Origin of the sequence: Alloacidobacterium sp., assembly GCF_035631355.1 — a bacterium.
In the GTDB taxonomy this organism is placed as follows: domain Bacteria; phylum Acidobacteriota; class Terriglobia; order Terriglobales; family Acidobacteriaceae; genus Alloacidobacterium.
In genome coordinates, this window is record NZ_DASQIX010000040.1 from 12,636 (window position 1) to 28,182 (window position 15,547).

Annotated in this window: 13 protein-coding genes; 7 read left to right on the forward strand and 6 right to left on the reverse strand. The window is 55.2% G+C overall.

The genetic code is table 11. The features are described from left to right. The first annotated feature begins 6 nt into the window (after positions 1-6). Positions 7-717 (forward strand): YafY family protein, encoded by a 711-nt coding sequence (locus VEV40_RS07200; RefSeq protein ID WP_324831190.1) that lies wholly within the window; start codon positions 7-9, stop codon positions 715-717. Here VEV40_RS07200 and VEV40_RS07205 read toward each other — a convergent pair. From VEV40_RS07205 to hemW, 5 genes are all read right to left on the reverse strand, one after another. Next, positions 707-2,851: a hypothetical protein gene (locus VEV40_RS07205; RefSeq protein WP_324831191.1), complete on the reverse strand. Its 2,145-nt coding sequence runs from the start codon at positions 2,849-2,851 to the stop codon at positions 707-709. The two genes, VEV40_RS07200 and VEV40_RS07205, sit on opposite strands and share 11 nt — an antisense overlap. Before the next feature lie 7 nt (positions 2,852-2,858). Next, positions 2,859-3,656: a hypothetical protein gene (locus VEV40_RS07210; RefSeq protein WP_324831192.1), complete on the reverse strand. Its 798-nt coding sequence runs from the start codon at positions 3,654-3,656 to the stop codon at positions 2,859-2,861. Between the two features lie 94 nt (positions 3,657-3,750). Continuing rightward, complete coding sequence (locus VEV40_RS07215) at positions 3,751-4,038, reverse strand: carboxypeptidase-like regulatory domain-containing protein (RefSeq protein WP_324831193.1); 288 nt, start codon at positions 4,036-4,038, stop codon at positions 3,751-3,753. 368 nt (positions 4,039-4,406) lie between these two features. Continuing rightward, positions 4,407-5,489, reverse strand: coding sequence for a GntG family PLP-dependent aldolase (locus VEV40_RS07220; protein ID WP_324831194.1), 1,083 nt, complete (start codon positions 5,487-5,489; stop codon positions 4,407-4,409). Between the two features lie 9 nt (positions 5,490-5,498). Continuing rightward, entirely contained in the window at positions 5,499-6,686 is a 1,188-nt protein-coding gene (gene hemW, locus VEV40_RS07225) for a radical SAM family heme chaperone HemW (protein ID WP_324831195.1), read from the reverse strand. 44 nt (positions 6,687-6,730) lie between these two features. On the opposite strand from hemW, the gene VEV40_RS07230 reads away from it, so the two are divergent. Genes VEV40_RS07230 through VEV40_RS07245 form a run of 4 tightly spaced genes read left to right on the forward strand, consistent with a single transcriptional unit; the run spans position 6,731 to position 12,403 of the window. Further along, positions 6,731-7,282: a GNAT family N-acetyltransferase gene (locus VEV40_RS07230; protein WP_324831196.1), complete on the forward strand. Its 552-nt coding sequence runs from the start codon at positions 6,731-6,733 to the stop codon at positions 7,280-7,282. 13 nt (positions 7,283-7,295) lie between these two features. Next, a complete protein-coding gene (locus VEV40_RS07235) occupies positions 7,296-9,254 on the forward strand; it encodes an ABC transporter ATP-binding protein (protein ID WP_324831197.1) in 1,959 nt (652 codons plus the stop codon). 6 nt (positions 9,255-9,260) lie between these two features. Further along, positions 9,261-10,418, forward strand: coding sequence for a lipid-A-disaccharide synthase (gene lpxB, locus VEV40_RS07240; RefSeq protein WP_324831198.1), 1,158 nt, complete (start codon positions 9,261-9,263; stop codon positions 10,416-10,418). Positions 10,419-10,426: 8 nt separating this feature from the next. Continuing rightward, positions 10,427-12,403, forward strand: coding sequence for a M1 family aminopeptidase (locus tag VEV40_RS07245; RefSeq protein WP_324831199.1), 1,977 nt, complete (start codon positions 10,427-10,429; stop codon positions 12,401-12,403). Positions 12,404-13,064: 661 nt separating this feature from the next. Here VEV40_RS07245 and VEV40_RS07250 read toward each other — a convergent pair. After that, positions 13,065-13,865 carry a J domain-containing protein gene (locus tag VEV40_RS07250; RefSeq protein WP_324831200.1) on the reverse strand — a complete coding sequence of 267 codons (801 nt, stop codon included), beginning with the start codon at positions 13,863-13,865 and terminating at the stop codon, positions 13,065-13,067. A gap of 1,021 nt (positions 13,866-14,886) precedes the next feature. On the opposite strand from VEV40_RS07250, the gene VEV40_RS07255 reads away from it, so the two are divergent. Together VEV40_RS07255 and VEV40_RS07260 are read left to right on the forward strand one after the other, a co-directional pair. Further along, a complete protein-coding gene (locus VEV40_RS07255; protein ID WP_324831201.1) occupies positions 14,887-15,264 on the forward strand; it encodes a PadR family transcriptional regulator in 378 nt (125 codons plus the stop codon). Next, positions 15,261-15,547, forward strand: a 287-nt coding sequence (locus tag VEV40_RS07260) for a permease prefix domain 1-containing protein (protein WP_324831203.1), incomplete at its 3' end; no start/stop codon positions are given. The genes VEV40_RS07255 and VEV40_RS07260, both read left to right, overlap by 4 nt.

Sequence of the window (15,547 nt, forward strand, 5' to 3'; positions counted from 1 at the left end):
TCCCGTATGCGTCGTGCCGACCGGCTCTTTCGAATCGTTCAGTTGCTCCGTTCCGGACGTCTGCAAACTGCACGCAATCTGGCACAGAAGCTGCAGGTCTCGCATCGCACCATTTATCGCGATGTGCAGGACCTGCAGCTTTCCGGCGTTCCCATTACCGGCGAGGCAGGCGTCGGCTATACGCTTCGTCGCGACTTCGACATTCCTCCGCTGATGTTTGACCGTGAAGAGATTGCCGCCCTGGTGCTGGCGCGTATGGTGCAGGCTTGGGGTGGCATGCAGCTTACAGAGGCAGCCAATCGCGCCATTCGTAAGATTGAAGCTGTGCTGCCCGCAGACCTGCGCGAGCGGATTGACGATGTTTTGCTCTACGCTCCGGGCTTTCGCGTAAAAACGGAAGTGCGTTCCAGGCTTGATGCTCTGCATACAGCCGCGCAGGAACGGCGTGTCGTACTCATTGCCTATGCCCGTGAAGATGGCCAGCAAAGCGTTCGCCGCGTGCATCCGCTGGCGCTTTATTTCTGGGGCGGCGCATGGACGCTGGCCGCATGGTGCGAGCTGCGGCATGACTTCCGCAGCTTTCGCGTAGACAGAATGGAGCATCTGGAAAGCCTCGGCGAAGTATTCGTCTCCAAGGCCGGCCAGATGCTCTCAGACTTCCTGCGGCACGTTCGCGAAGAACTTGACCGCAGAGATGAGTCCCAGTCTAGAAACTGAGTTTCAGACTCAGTTGTACCTGCCGTGGTGGATTAGCGCTTGAGATCGTCCCAACGTTTGTATTGGAAAGATTCGTGTTCAATGTGCTGAAATTTGTTCGGTTCAGCGCGTTGAAGAAGTCTCCCTGAAACTTCAGGTTGAACCGCTCAGTCAGCAGGAAATTCTTGCCAAGCGACGCGTCAAAGAGTGCCAGCCCAGGACCAACCACAGTGCCTGTTCCCGCCGTTCCAAATCGTCCTGTGGGAGCAGCCGTATAGGCAGCGGTGTTGAACCAGTGCTGGATCGTCTTTTTGCCGGTATAAGCCGAGCCACCGATGAAGTCCGCCCGACGCGTTCCCGTAGCTGTGTTGCCGGTAATGGTGTAGTACTGCCCTGACTGCAACCGGGCCACTCCGCTCAACTGCCAGCCGCCGACAGCAGTGCGAAGGACTGCATCGTGGCCGTTCAACTTGGGCATCTGCCACACAAAGGTGCTGAAGAAGGCATTCCGGCGGTCAAACGATGTCGGACCATAGTTGTAGTGCCGCACCGTCCAATTCTCGCTGTTATCGCTCTCGCTTGACGAGTCTCCAAGAGACTTCGCCCATGTATATCCAGCAGTCATTTGCAGTGCGCCAACGCGCTTCGACAAATAAGCCTGTAGAGCGTTGTAATCAGCAGATCCGTCACTGCGAATCTGCGTGATCGAACTGAAGCCGCGATATGGAACAAACGCATTCGTCGATATCCCCGGATTCGCAGCTACCTGTGTCAGGTCCGCGTAGTTAACGTTTGGCTGCCGCAACATGTGGCGGCCTGTGGTGCCGACGTAAGAGAGCTCAGCCAGCAGGCCAATCGGCATCTCATGCTGCACATTCAGACTGTATTGCGCAATGGTCTGGCTCTTCAGGTTGGGGTCAATCGCCGAGATGCCTCCAAGCGGCGCCAGCGAAGTCGATCCGCCGGTAATGTTAGACAGATTGCTGTTGCTGTAAGAAGCGATCTGCAGGAATGGAGGGGCGTTTACCTCCGAGAAAATGATGTTGCCTTCCGGACGGTTATAGAACAACCCAAATCCTCCCCGAAGAGTCGTCTTATCATCCACTGCATAAGCGAATCCAACCCTGGGAGCAAAATTGTTCGGTGATTTGTAGAAGCCACGCGGCGCTCCTGAGGGAATCACTGAATATAGCGGCCCATTCGCTCCAGGCACGCGGAATGCCTGGTCTTTAGGAACGCCGCTACCGGCGCGAATGAGTCCGTTATAAGGGTTTCCTGACCCGGCAACAATCAGCCCTTTACTATCATGTGTGATCTGTACCTCCTGAGCCGGGTCAAATTTAGAAGGATCGAAGTTTGTCATGTTGTTCGCCTGCGTGTAGAACGCCTGCATGAACTGGTAACGCACTCCTAAATCCAGACTCAGCTTTTGAGATACTTTCCACGTATCCTGCACAAATGCCTCCGGCTGCCAGAAGCGGAAGAATCCGGTTGGATCGGCGCTCGCTTCTGAATACGAGGCAAAATTTCCCAGAAGCGCATCCGCGAACGCATTGCCGGTGGTGTTGGGATTGTTGCTGGAATTGAATGAAACGTTGCCGGTATAGGTTGGCCGGCCGTTCTGGTCGACTCTATCGCGGATCAGCACAAACCCCGCACGCAGAACATGCTGGCCGTGCGTCCAGGACACCGTGTCCGCAACCTGAATGTCAGTCGTTGGTGACGCAAGTGCGAAGTTCGGCCCCTGGAAAGTGGCATACCCAACAACGCTGGTTAATGGAATGCCATTTGGATACTCTGCTCCACCAAAGAGAAGCGGGTACTGGAATCCATAGGTGCTGCGCTCCCAGGCAGTGCCGTAAGGAATAATGTGCTGCGAAACCCATCCAAAGTTTACTCGCGCTTCATTCACAAGATTCGGTGTCGGAATCCAGGTCTCGGCTAAGAGGATGCTCTCTCCGGGACGATTCCGAGTGGTCGGCGTCGTCGGCAAGGTCGAACTTGAAAAAGTCCCGAATGGATCAATCAGGCTGTTGTAATCCTGAATCCAGCGGCCATAGGCAAAGTTCTTGGGGCCGAACACGTAGTCTAGACGCACAATGTCTTCGCGATAGTTCAGCGGGTTGAGCGGCTCAAGTGTGAGGTTATTCGCCACTGGCGCGTCATTGAACGCGGCCCGTCTGCGACATCAAGTGGTATACATTCGCAATCGCCCGCCCATCAGGCGTAATCATTGATGAGATATTGTTTCCAGGAATCGGCGTTTTGGTACCCGGATAAAAAAGCGGCTTGCCGAGCGCGCTGAAATCGCCATTCTGGAACGCCGTGTCCGGTATTGTCTGCCGCTGCGTGTTCTGGTTCTGGCGCAGCCGCTTCCATTCCTCCCCAACAAAAAAGAACAGCTTGTTGCGGAGAATCGGTCCGCCGAACGTATAGCCAAAATCATTGAAGTGCAGAGCCGTCTTCACCGGAGAGAAATAGTTCGTCGCGTCCAGATCGTTGTTGCGAAAGTATTCAAATGCCGAGCCGTGAAACTGGTTTGTTCCGTTCTTGGTAACGATATTGAACGCCGGCCCAGACATACGACCATATTCAGCCGATGAATTCGATGTTTGCAGCTTTACTTCATTGATGAACTCAGCGCTCACATTGTTCATCAGGCTGGTGTTGCTGCCCGCCACCATGTTGAACGCGCCATCTACCGTGAGGTTGTTGTTGTCAGGACGGTTCCCGTTCAGCGTCTGGTTGTTGGCCGCGAGGCTCGTCGTCACGCTGAACTGGTCTGGATTGGTAACGACGGCTCCGGGCACCAGCGTCATCAACTGAATATAGTTGCGTCCATTGAGAGGCAGATTTCCTACCTGTTTCGTATCGATGACATGCGACAACTCACCAGAAGTGGTGTTCAGAGACTCGGCATTCGTCCCCTGCACCTCAACAGTCTGGCTTGTGCTGCCCACTGTGAGCGTAAAATCTGCAGTCAGGCGCCCATCGGCGACCAGGGAAAGGCCCCCGCGATTCGCCTTGTTAAAACCAGACTGATTGATGTCAACGCTAGATTCCGATTAGCAGTTCCGTAAACACATAGAAGCCTTGGGAATCAGTGGCTGTTTGCCGCGTTAACTGCGTGTCGGCGTTTCGCACCGTGACCTGAGCGCCCGGAATAACGGAGCCATCAGGAGCGGAAACTGTCCCCGAGATTCTCCCGAAACTCGTCTGCCCGAATGCGGGAATAAAAGCGGAGCTAAATATCGCGCACATTGCGATGATCAAAGCAAGCCACATCCTTTTTAGGACAGGCTCTGAAATTGAGTTGTGTAATTTCTTTATTAAGATTTGCATCTTCGTATGACCTCCCCGTAGTGCCAAACAGACGATTGTCTAAAGACAATGCTTCTTGCCTGAATACATCAGCCTTAGCAGTAACTACAGGTCGGCGAAAATGACTGTCAATGAATGGGGCGGGTTATCATCCCGCCATGTGGTACAGCTGTACGTTTCTGGAATGGCGTTTCTCAGAGCGGTACTGAATTGCATTCCAGCGGCCATTAAAGTTGGTCAGAATGATTTCCAATCTCCAATTCAGAACGAATGCTTGCGCTCTGTCTCAATGAAATACCACGCGGCATTTCTGGTCTTCACATCTGCATTCCAGATCGCAGGGCGCGATCAGAAGTCACGCATAGGAGTATGAAGGCCGACTGCGCCAGCTAGAGCTTCGCAATTTCCTCGACCGCAGCCTTGGCCGCTGTCTCGCAAGCGGCGCGATCCACATCGTGGTGCGTGACAAACCGAATGGAATTTGTACCCACCGCTCCGCAAAGAACGCCGCGCTGCTTAAGCCGCGCTACCAATTCCTCAGGCTTTCGAGGTTCCTTCAATCCAAAAATAACGATGTTCGTCTGCACCGCAGCAAGATCAAGCTCAACTTGTGGAAGGTCTGACAGCTTTTCGGCAATATACCTCGCGTTGGCGTGGTCTTCCGCCAGCCGCTTCGGCATTTCTTCAAGCGCAATCAGCCCAGCAGCCGCAAGGACACCCACCTGTCTCATGCCTCCGCCCAACGCTTTGCGGATCATGCGTCCGCGCTCAATCGCCTTGCGGTTTCCCACCAGCATTGACCCCACAGGCGCGCACAGCCCTTTCGACAGGCAGAACATGACCGTGTTGAACCCGCTCGTGAGCACTGCTACAGGAACGTTCAAAGCAACCGAAGCATTGAAGATACGCGCGCCATCCAGATGCAGCGGGATGCCTATCTCATGCGCGCCGTTCCATATCTCGCCAAAAACCGAGAGAGGGGTGACTGCACCGCCAGCCATGTTGTGCGAATTCTCAAGTGAAATCAGCCCCGTCGGCGCATTGTGAACACTGGCCCGTTTAATGACCGGCTCAATATGTTTCCACGTCACAATGCCGTGTTCGGCGGTTACAGCGCGAAGCTGGCATCCGGAAAATACCGCAGCCATGCCCATTTCCCAGTCAACAATATGCGATCGAGATTCGCAGATGATTTCCTGCCCCGACTGCGTGTGCAGCCGGATGCCAATCTGGTTGCCCATGGTGCCTGTTGGAACAAACAGCCCTGCTTCACGGCCAAAGATGCGTGCCGCGCTCGCCTCCAGCAGATTCACCGTTGGGTCTTCTCCATAAACATCGTCGCCTACTTCTGCCGCGGCCATCGCCGCGCGCATGGCCTGTGTCGGACGCGTTACTGTATCGCTACGCAGATCGATGTAGCTGACCGGGTCCTGGGACCTGACCTCTTCACTACGCTGAGTCTCTGTGGACATGGTTCTGTTTTACACCGTGGCAGGTTCAGCGGCTTCGACGACATCCAAAAAACGAACAAAAACCTCGTTCGACAGCAGTCGCCCACGCGAAGTCAGCGCAATCTGATCGTGGTTAGTCTCAAGCAGTTCCTCAGCCACTAACTCGTTAGTGATTGGCTTGTACAGTTCCAGAGACTCCCTGCCGAACTCAGCTTCCATATCACGTAAATTCACCCCGGCATTCATCCGAAGCCCGAGAAACCACGCTTCTTCCAACTGCTCTCGCAGGTCAGAAATACGCTGGCCATCCCAGCCGGGGCTTTCCAGATAGCCGTTTAGATCATCCGTCGTCTCAAGTCGAATCACCTCGCCGCTTTCAACTCGCAGCATGGAATGAGCATCCACGCCCAATCCTAGATACGGTTTTCGCAGCCAGTACTTCATGTTGTGAACCGATTCTTCTCCAGAACGGGCAAAATTCGAAATCTCATATTGAGCTAGCCCATTTGCTGCGAGCACGTCGATCGCGTCAGCATACATATCGGCAATGGCATCATCCGATGGAATTGCCGGAGCAAAGTACCGCGCGCCGCCGCTCAGGACTTCGCGGCCCAGACGCGAAGCGTCGTCCACTTCCAGCATGTAAATGCTGGCATGATCGACCCCTGAATCGATGAGAACCGCCAGCGATTCATTCCAGGAAGCAGGCGTCTGATGAGGCAAACCTGCAATCAGATCAACATTCACACGCCTGATTCCAGCCCCCTGCACACGCCGAATATCTCCAAGCGCAATGGCCCGCGTGTGCAGACGCCCTGTGGCCTTCGCCTCCTGATCGATGAACGACTGCACGCCGAAGCTGACGCGGTTCACGCCACTTTCAAGCATGGAGTCGAGAGCATCTCCAGCCAGTTGTCCAGGAGCGCACTCGATAGTAATCTCCGCATTGTTTGCAACCAGAAAATGCTCTCGAATCGTTGTAAAAAGTGACCGCAGCAGATCAGGCGGCAGGAGACTCGGAGTTCCGCCACCTAAATAGACCGTGTCCACCGTGCGTGGTATTCCTGAATACTGCTCAACTGCCTCCTTCAAGTCCTCGCAGACTCGCTCGACATATTGCCCCATGTAGCTCGACGGAAACACTCCGGACGCGAAGTTGCAGTAAGTGCACTTCGAGCGGCAAAACGGAACGGAAATGTAAATTCCCAGGGTATCCATGGAGGGCCTGTATCCTCTATTTTCTCATTGTGGGCGACTCTCCCATGACGGTCTTGATAACTCCGCGGCTCATCCTGCGCCGCTGGCAGGAATCTGACCGCCAACCCTTCGCAGCAATCAACGCTGATCCGCGAGTGATGGAATTCTTCCCGCACCTGCTGACCTGCGAACAGAGCGACCAACTTATTGATCGAATCGAAGCCGGGTTCGCCCAACAGGGCTTCGGCTTGTGCGCCGTTGAACGCCAATCCGACCACAGTTTCCTCGGCTTCATCGGCCTTTCCGTGCCAAATTTCCATGCACACTTCACGCCATGCGTGGAGATTGGCTGGCGGCTCGTGGTCCACGCATGGGGCCAGGGATTCGCAATGGAAGGCGCAAGGGCTGTGGCTGCTTACGCTTTTGACAAGCTAAAGCTAGCTACCCTCGTATCCTTTACCGCCGAGCAAAACATTCGCTCCCGCCACGTCATGGAAAAGATCGGCATGACATTCGATCCTGCCGAAACCTTTGATCATCCGAATCTGCCCGAAGGTCATCTATTAAGACGGCATGTGCTCTATCGCCTCCGCGCCGAGGAGTTTGCCAACCCGTAAAATAGAGCAGCGCATGGCTGAAAAGGAAAAGGCGAAAACAGGAACCCCGCAACAGGAAGATGAGATCGTCGGCAAAGCATACGACGGCCGCCTGATGCGCCGCCTTATGCGCTATCTCTACCCGTACAAGCTGGCGGCCGTCACATCGCTTGTCGCCATCGTCATCAAAGCCGGCTCTGACGTTCTCGGCCCCTATCTTACAAAGGTGGCTGTAGACCGTTACATGACCGCGCAGAGCGCAGCCAAATCGTCATGGCTCTCACGCCACCTTAGTACCAATGCCATTACCGGGATCACACAACTCGCGGGCATTTACCTGGCCTCATTGGTATTGAGCTATTTCCTCGAATTCGTCCAGACCTACCTGATGCAGTGGACCGGGCAGAAGGTCATGTTCGACATGCGCAGCCAGATTTTCCGCCATCTGCAGCACATGCACATCGGCTTTTTCGACCGCAACCCCGTCGGACGGCTGGTCACTCGCCTCACCAGCGATGTGGACGCTCTGAACGAGATGTTCACCTCGGGCGTCTTCGCCATCTTTGAAGACGTTTTTGTGCTCGTCGGAATCGTCATTGTGATGCTGCGCATGAGCTGGTGGCTGGCGCTCCTGTCCTTTGCAGTTTTACCGTTCATTCTGCTGGTCACGCGCATCTTCCGCAAGCATGTGCGCGACTCGTATCGCCGCATCCGCTCCGCCATTGCCCGCATCAATTCCTATACGCAGGAACACATCAGCGGCATGACCGTGGTGCAGCTGTTTAATCGACAGGAACGCTCCTTTAAGGAATTCAAGGCGGTCAACCGCCTGCACATGGAGGCATTCAAGGACGCCATCCTGGCTTACGCACTCTACTATCCGGCAGTCGAAATTCTCAGCTCCATCGCCATTGCTCTCGTCATCTGGCGCGGCGGATATGGCGTACTGCACACCACAGTCACACTCGGAGTGCTGGTTGCCTTTATGCAGTACGCACAGCGCTTCTTCCGTCCTATTCAGGACCTGAGCGAGAAATACAACATCCTGCAAGCCGCCATGGCCGCGAGCGAACGCATCTTCAAGCTGCTTGATACGGCACCAGAAATTGTCTCGCCTACGCATTCAAGAGAGGGCGACAACTCAGGTCGCATCGAGTTCAGCAATGTTTGGTTTACTTACCAGCGGCTCGATGAGGCGCAGAAAATGCGCGTAGCCCATGCGAGTGCTGCCGAACTTGCCTTCATGGATGACATCGATTGGGTCCTGCGTGGCGTCTCTTTCACAGTTGAGCCTGACCAGACAGCCGCCATCGTGGGCCATACCGGCGCAGGCAAGACCACCATCATCAGCCTCATGATGCGCTTCTATGACATCCAGCAGGGCAGCATCCTGGTCGATGGCGTAGATGTGCGCGAGCACGACCTGACTAAACTTCGCCGTCGCTTTGGCGTCGTTCTACAGGATCCGGTTCTCTTCAGTGGGACTATTGCCGACAACATCCGCCTCGGCTCGCATTGGATTTCCGACGCGCGCCTCGAAGAAGCGGCCGACGAAGTCAACGTCCGCGATTTCATCCAATCCCTGCCCGAAGGCTTTGCCGAACCGGTCCGTGAACGCGGCAACGGCCTTTCGACCGGCCAAAAACAGCTCATCAACTTCGCCCGCGCTTTGGCGCATGACCCCGGCGTTCTTATCCTCGACGAAGCGACTTCCAGCGTGGACACAGAGACGGAAATGCGTGTCCGCCTCGCCCTTGAGCGCATGATCGAAGGCCGCACGTCGGTCGTCATCGCCCATCGGCTTTCCACCGTGCAGCGCGCCGACGTCATTCTCGTCATGCACAAGGGGCAACTGCGCGAAATGGGCAGCCACCAGGAACTGCTGGCCCAACGCGGCATCTACTGGAAGCTTTACCAGTTGCAATATAAAGACCAGGAGATTTCCGACACATTGCCCACATTCAACGCCGGCCTTGTCGTCGGGACTGACTAGCCGCGCATGGATCGTGCTCCAGATCAGCGCAAAGTCTTTATCTCCGCTGGCGAAGCCAGTGGAGAACATTATGCCGCGCAACTCATCCCGGCAATCCGCAAGCTTGCGCCTGGAATAGAGTTCTTCGGCCTCGGCGGACAGCGCATGGAAGCTCTCGGCTTCCGCCGCATCGTTCGCGCAGAAGACGTGGCCGTCATGGGCATCACCGAAATCATCCGGCACGTCCCACGCATCTATGGCGAATACCGCAAGCTCAAGGCCAGCATTGCCAAAGAGCGTCCCCACGCGGCCATCCTCATCGACTTCCCCGACGTGAACCTCTCGCTCGCCCGCACCATCCACAAGCTTGGAATACCGGTCATTTACTTCGTCAGCCCGCAGCTCTGGGCGTGGAAGAAATACCGCATCCGACGCGTAAGGCGCTATGTGGATCGCATGCTCGTCATTTTTCCGTTTGAAGAAGCTTTTTACCGGGAGCACGGAGTTAACGCCATTTTCGTCGGCCATCCGCTTGCAGAGGTTTCGCTGCCTTCCATCTCACGAAAAGACTTTGCTGACCAATACCATCTCGACCCGTCCAAACAGTGGGTGGGCCTGCTCCCCGGCAGCCGCTTCAAGGAGATTCGCCTAAACCTTCCGGAAATGATCGAAGCCGCAATACAACTGAACGAACCCGCCGAATTCCTCCTGCCGCTCGCGCCTACGCTCACTCCTGAACATGTCAATCAGATCAGCGCCATGCTGCCTGCAAGTGGACCTCGCATCACGCCGGTCAATGACGCACGTGCGGCTTTGCATCATGCACGCTCCAGCGTCGTAGCGAGCGGAACCGCAACGGTAGAAGCGGCGCTCATTGGAAACCCGTTCCTTGTCGTCTATCGCGTTTCACGATTGACGTATTCTGTTGCCAGGCGGGCGGTGAAAGTCCCGCATGTGGCCATGGTCAACCTGATTGCCGGATGCGAAGTGGTTCCCGAGCTGATCCAGAGCGACTTTACCGCTCAAAATGTCGTCTTACGCTTGCGGGACCTGCTGCATGATGAAGCGGCCCGCGCCCGGATGCAGGCAGACCTGACACAAGTCAGCGCCTCTCTACACGCGGACAGAAGTCCTATTGAGCAGGCAGCCGGCATCACAGTAGAGTTAATGGGTCAGGCACGATGAAGATTCGAATGGCGAAGCGCGGCAATGTCTCTCGGCTCTTAGCTTCTCTCTGCGCAGCGGTTCTGGTGTTTGCTGCCACTGCGCTGTCTGCCCAGCAGCAGAAGCCGAATATCAATATCACCGGCTATACCATCAATGCCCAGCTCAACCCCTCTGACCACAAGCTTTCCGCCACAGCTCAAGTCACCTTTACGGCGCTGGATAACACCGATACAGCGATTTTTGAATTGCACGGCGCTCTCAAGGTCGAAAAGGTCACAACCACAGCCAACCTGCCTTTGAGCGGGGAGCGGGGACCTAACGCGACCGTTATCGTCACACCCACTACTCCGCTGGTCAAGGGCCAGCAGTACACTTACGTCTTTACTTACGACGGCATGCTCGACGGAGACGCGGGGAGTCCGGTTGAGGGACTTAAGCTCGCAGTGGTGGGCGACCCCATCAGCTATCTGCTCTATGCCGGACGCTGGTTTCCCATGGTCGGTTACATGACTGACCGCTTCACTGCCGACATTCATATCACGCTTCCGGCAGGTTATCGCGTCCTCGGCAGCGGTCCAACAACATCGAGCCCAGGATCCGGAGGCGAGCAGTACAACTTCCACTGGGCCAAGCCGGGATTTCCGGGCACCGTCATTGCCGGCAAGTTCAACGTTGTGGTTTCTCCCGCGCCGAACATTCACTTCTATACAACGGACGCTCACAAGCAGGCGGCGCAGGACTTCAGCGAGACTGCCCTGCGGGAATTCGCCTTCTTTACCAGTACCTTCGGCATCCCAGAATCGACGCAGATGAATGTCGTCGAACTGCCTAATGACACGGTGCCTGCGGCGTGGGCGCCGGAAATCGCTGCTATTGGTGGTACGCATATCGGCGCCGGAATCGGCGATGCCCGTCTGCTTGCCAACACTCTCGCCCACCAGTGGTGGGGCAACGAGATCAGTCCGGCATCGCTCAATGACGCATGGATCACCAACGGCATGTCGCGCTATGGCGAACTGATGTACCTCGAGGACGCAGCCGGACGTAGCGCGTTGAATACGGCCATTCAGGACATCTCGGCGGGTGCTCTCGCTTATGACACTATTCCGCTCACCAGCGCAGGACGTCTTGCCGCATTCTCGCCGCAGTTCCAGTCCATGACGCTCGATAAAGGCGCTCTGGTCTTCCATATGCTCCGCTGGGAAGTTGGCGAAGACAGTTTTACAAAAATCCTTCGCGCCTCGCTCTCACAATTCGCCGACAAATCAATCAAGACGAGCGACTTTGAGAAAGTAGCTGAGTCGCAATCGCAGCAGCAGCTGACTCCATTCTTTGCGCAATGGCTTGACGGCACTGGCGCCCCGCAGTTCACCAACAAATACGCCGTCTACCGCCTGGGCAACAATAAGGGCTTCCGCACCATCGGCGAAATCCAGCAGGACCTCGACCTCTTCAACATGCCGGTCGAATTGCGGATTGAAACCGACGGCAAAACCGAAATACGCCGTATTGATGTTGTCGGCTCGGACTCGCAGTTCGTGGTCGATACCTTCGGCCGCCCGCGCCATATCACTATCGATCCCGATAACTGGATCCTGAAAAACTCGCCCGACATGCAGGTGCGCATCCACATTCTGCGCGGCCAGCAATTGGTGGCACAGGGCGATTTGCCTGGCGGCCTCGGCGAATACCAGAACGCCCTCAAAGCCAATCCGAATAGTTCGCTCGCCAGCTATCGCATCGGAGAAGTGCTCTTCACCATGCGCAACTATCAGGCGTCCATTAACGCCTATCGCGACGCGCTGCGCGGCGATTTCGACCCCAAGTGGACTGAAGTCTGGAGCCACATCCAGATCGGCAAAATCTTCGATGTGACCGGACAGCGCGACCGCGCCATTCCCGAATACCGTCAGGCGCTGCAGACAAACGACAATACGGGCGGCGCTCTCAACGAGGCCCGCAAATACCTGCAAACACCCTTTAAGCGCGAAGATACGGACTAGCGGAATCCGGTGGTTACCACCCCTCCCATGTTCTGTACGGAGATCGTTTGTTTTCAACCGTTTACAGCGATCATTCCGTACGGGAATCGTTTGTTTTCAATAGCTTGCGTATAAAAAGCCAAAGGCATGGTCGAAACCATGCCTTTTCGTTTTCATTTTGACTATATCAGTAGTGTCAAGCCCTTGAATCTGTGCAGCAATAGCATGAATATTACAGTTCAAAGCTGCTTCTAACGACGAATGCGTAATCCGACGCATCCGCTGGTAAACACAAACAGACTTCTCGATACAAATCTGGCTCGATGAAAGAGAAGGGAGGATGTAGAGAAGGATTGTTCCTCTACTGCCTCAAGCGTCGCCAGGGCGTCAATGCTCAATGACGTCCGTCCCAGGGCGAATCAGGTCAGCCGTGTGCGCGGTAAGATTAAACGCTACACCCAGAAGCTCTCCAGAACTGTCTTTCGCACACAGGTGTTCGAGTAGCGCCGGGCACCGATGATTCGCGCGTTATCACCCGCAACTGCATGCGTCCGTCCACAGATCCTCAAGAAGATCGAGGAAACTCGAAACAAAGTGACCCGGTGCAGCGGAATTGCTCGACCTCGAGCGCAGCCATCTCTATCTCAAAGTGATGATGCTAGGAAACTGAGGTGCGCGAGCATCAATCGGTGGAGCGCCGCCCCCGCTGATTCTTCCGGCGGTCCTTCGGATTCACTCGTGGGTCTGTTACTTTTTCTCGCCGGTCGATCGTCTCTACGCAGCAATCCTTGATCTCAATGCGACGGTCAGCAATTTCCTTCATCTCCGACACCAGAACGATAGGTTTCTGGCCAGAAATGGAGTTCGCCATGGTCTGCCGGTTCATATGCACGACATCTGGAATCGGATTTGTTTTGGCTGTTGGTCCCGCTTGTCCACCCGATGATCCTGATCCGCTGGTGAGGAGTTTATTCAGTACCGGGATATTGCCACGCTCTTTTTCCACAAAATCGACGCCATCCGCCGTTAATGCGCACTGCGCGCTGTCCCCACGCGTGACATAGCCCTTCTTTACCAGGTACCAGATCGTGAAGTCCAGATAGTCCCGCGGAAATCCCATGCGCGACTCGATCTCGTGAAGCTCAACCTCCGGCATATCCGGCCTGGTGCGGCGGCGATGATACAGCACCGCCAGCAAAGCCAGTCGGCGATTCAACTCGCCTTCCAAATTGTCCATGAAGTCCACCGAAGAAGACAGCGGCTCAAGGTCCTGGGTCTCACGCCTGCGTGTCGCATCGTATTCGGCGCGCAGCGCCGGATCGGACAATACTTCATACGCAGCATTGAGAACACAAAATAAGTTGGCATCGCCGGAAACCGGGTTGTCAGGATGAAAACGGCCGGCCAGAAATCGATAGACCCGGCGGATCGTCTCCGCGTCCGCATGTGGGCTGATCTGCAGAAGTTCGTAATAATCGATCACTTGTGTTAAACCGCTCTTTCATCCCTTTTCGCCAAGACCTCTTGTCCGACTACCGCTGCACAGGAAACCAGGCACAGAGCATCTATAGAAACATTGAACTTCACTAGGTCCTCGACGGGAAAGAGAGTGATTTTCGGGGGGGGACCTACCATTGCAGCATTTTCTCTTCCAATCGCCAAATTGCCGGCAATCATCTAAGACTGCATGCACTTACGATCTTTGCATTGTCGCGATGGAGCTGAGTCTGCCGACATGGTCGTCTGAAGTGCACAATCGAGTAGATCAGGTGTCTACTGGAGTCTACAACGCACAGAGGAAGGGGATATTCAAATGCCAAAGCCGCGATTTTGGACGCCGTAGTCAACTGAAGACTTCGGGCTAACTCACACATTGAGAGTATTTTGAGGTGTGATTCGGGATAAAACCTAGGAAACGCGGTTAGGGGAACAACTCCCAATTGCCCTGCACACCGAGCTTGCACCGGTAGGCAATCTAGTTTCCCTGCCGCCAGAGTGAACGTCTGTTTTCCCGGATGAAGCGGGTGCTCTTGCCCTTTCCATACTAGTGAGCCGCCCAAGCCTTCGGGGAGGGTAATTGTGGCTGTCCATTCGCTGCTTTTTCGCGCAAATTCGGTGACAATTGTGCTATTTAAAGTGCGGAAATGATGCTTTTATTTCGTACAGATTGCCGAGATGCGGCTCGATGCGCACTTTCTAGAATCCGGGGGCGGAGAGATGGATTAGAGATGTCAAGAGCCTTTGAACTTAGGCAGCAACGGCATGAACATTACAGTTCAAAGCCGACTCTAGCGATGGATGCGTAGGCCGACGCATCCGTCGGTAAACACAAACCGACTTCTCGATACAAATCTGGCTCGATGAGTGCATTGGTGATTTAGCGCCGATGCAGAATCACCAATTTTCGTCCTCAGAACTGACCTATTTTTGAATCTGCTGAGTGGGCGAGGCTGCTCGCTGCGCTATACAAAACGAAGTAGACGATCTACCTCCATTGGAGTAGAGTGTCTACATCTATGAAAGAGAATGACCAGTATAAGAACCGGATTGAGCTGCTGCAGGGGACACTCGACATGCTTATTCTTCAGACGCTGCAATGGGGACCGCAGCATGGATATGGCATTGTCCAGGCTTTACGTTTGCAATCCGGAGACGTGCTTCAGGTGGAGACCGGATCACTGTATCCGGCTCTCCATCGATTGGAGCGTCAGGGTTGGGTGCAGTCTGAGTGGAAGCAGTCAGAGAGCAAGCAAAAAGCCCGATACTACCGAATCACCGCCAAGGGGAAAAGGCAGTTGGCCTCGGATCTGGGCCGATGGGAGCGGATTGTCGAAGCAATTGGGTCGGTGATGTACGTCAAGCCGGAGGAGAGTGAGTCATGAAGTGGTTCCCGAACTTCCGTTTTCAGCGGCGCAAGCGCGAATTACAGGAAGAGATCGATGCGCACCTGCAGATGGCGATTGCCGATCGAGTGGCGCGAGGCGAGACGGCAGAGACGGCGCGTCAAGCGGCAGCGCGGGAGTTCGGAAACATTCCTTTGGTGCAGGATGTGACGCGCGACATGTGGGGCCAGGCCTGGCTTGAACAACTAGGCCGGGATGTCCGTTACGCGCTGCGGCAACTGCGCAAGAGTCCCGGCTTTACAATCACCGCGACGGCGATGCT